The organism is Frankia sp. AgKG'84/4, assembly GCF_023242965.2.
Taxonomy (GTDB): Bacteria; Actinomycetota; Actinomycetes; order Frankiales; family Frankiaceae; genus Frankia.
Map to the genome: position 1 here is coordinate 1 of NZ_JALKFU020000657.1, position 638 is coordinate 638.

The following is a 638-nucleotide window of genomic DNA, read 5'->3' on the forward strand; positions in this document are numbered from 1 at the left end:
CGGGCGGACCGGCCGGTGCGCCGGTCGGTGCGTCAGCCGGCGGGCAGGGTCGCGGGGTGCTGCCCGTGCACTGGTCGGGGTGCACGCGGCGCTGTGGGCAGCCGGCGGGCGGGATCGTCGAGGTGGTCGCGGAGCAGGGTGGTTACCGTGTGCGCCGCGCCGGTGGGCTGGCGCCGCCCGGTGGGGCCGACGCGGCGCTGTCCTGGGCGCCGGGCGCCGCCGGGGAACTGCCGGTCGGGGGCTGGGAGACACTGCTCGGCGCGGTGAGCTCGGCACGGGGTGGCGGCTGATGGGTTACGGGGTGGCGGCTGATGGGTTCGGGGTGGCGGCTGATGGGTTCGGGAGGACGGTCTGTGGAGGTGGCGATGCCGGTGGGAACCCCCCGCGGGGACTACATCCGTGACGGCGCGGAGATCTACCGGCGTTCCTTTGCGACGATCCGGGCGGAGGCCCGCCTCGACGGGCTGCCCGCCGACGTCGCCCGGGTGGCCGTCCGCATGATCCATTCGTGCGGCATGGTCGATCTTGTGGACGACCTGGCGTTCAGCCCGGGAGCGGTCGCCGCGGCGCGCGCGGCGCTGCTGGCCGGGGCGCCGGTGCTGTGCGACGCGCAGATGGTCGCCGCCGGGGTGACCCGC

1 protein-coding gene and 1 pseudogene are annotated in these 638 nt (G+C 76.6%); both read left to right on the forward strand.

Annotated features, from left to right (window positions below; translation table 11 throughout):
- A pseudogene (locus MXD58_RS24475) lies at positions 1–290 on the forward strand (nitrite reductase); the annotation flags it as partial.
- Between the two features lie 75 nt (positions 291–365).
- A partial coding sequence (locus tag MXD58_RS24480; RefSeq protein ID WP_250610021.1) for a precorrin-8X methylmutase occupies positions 366–638 on the forward strand: 273 nt, incomplete at its 3' end.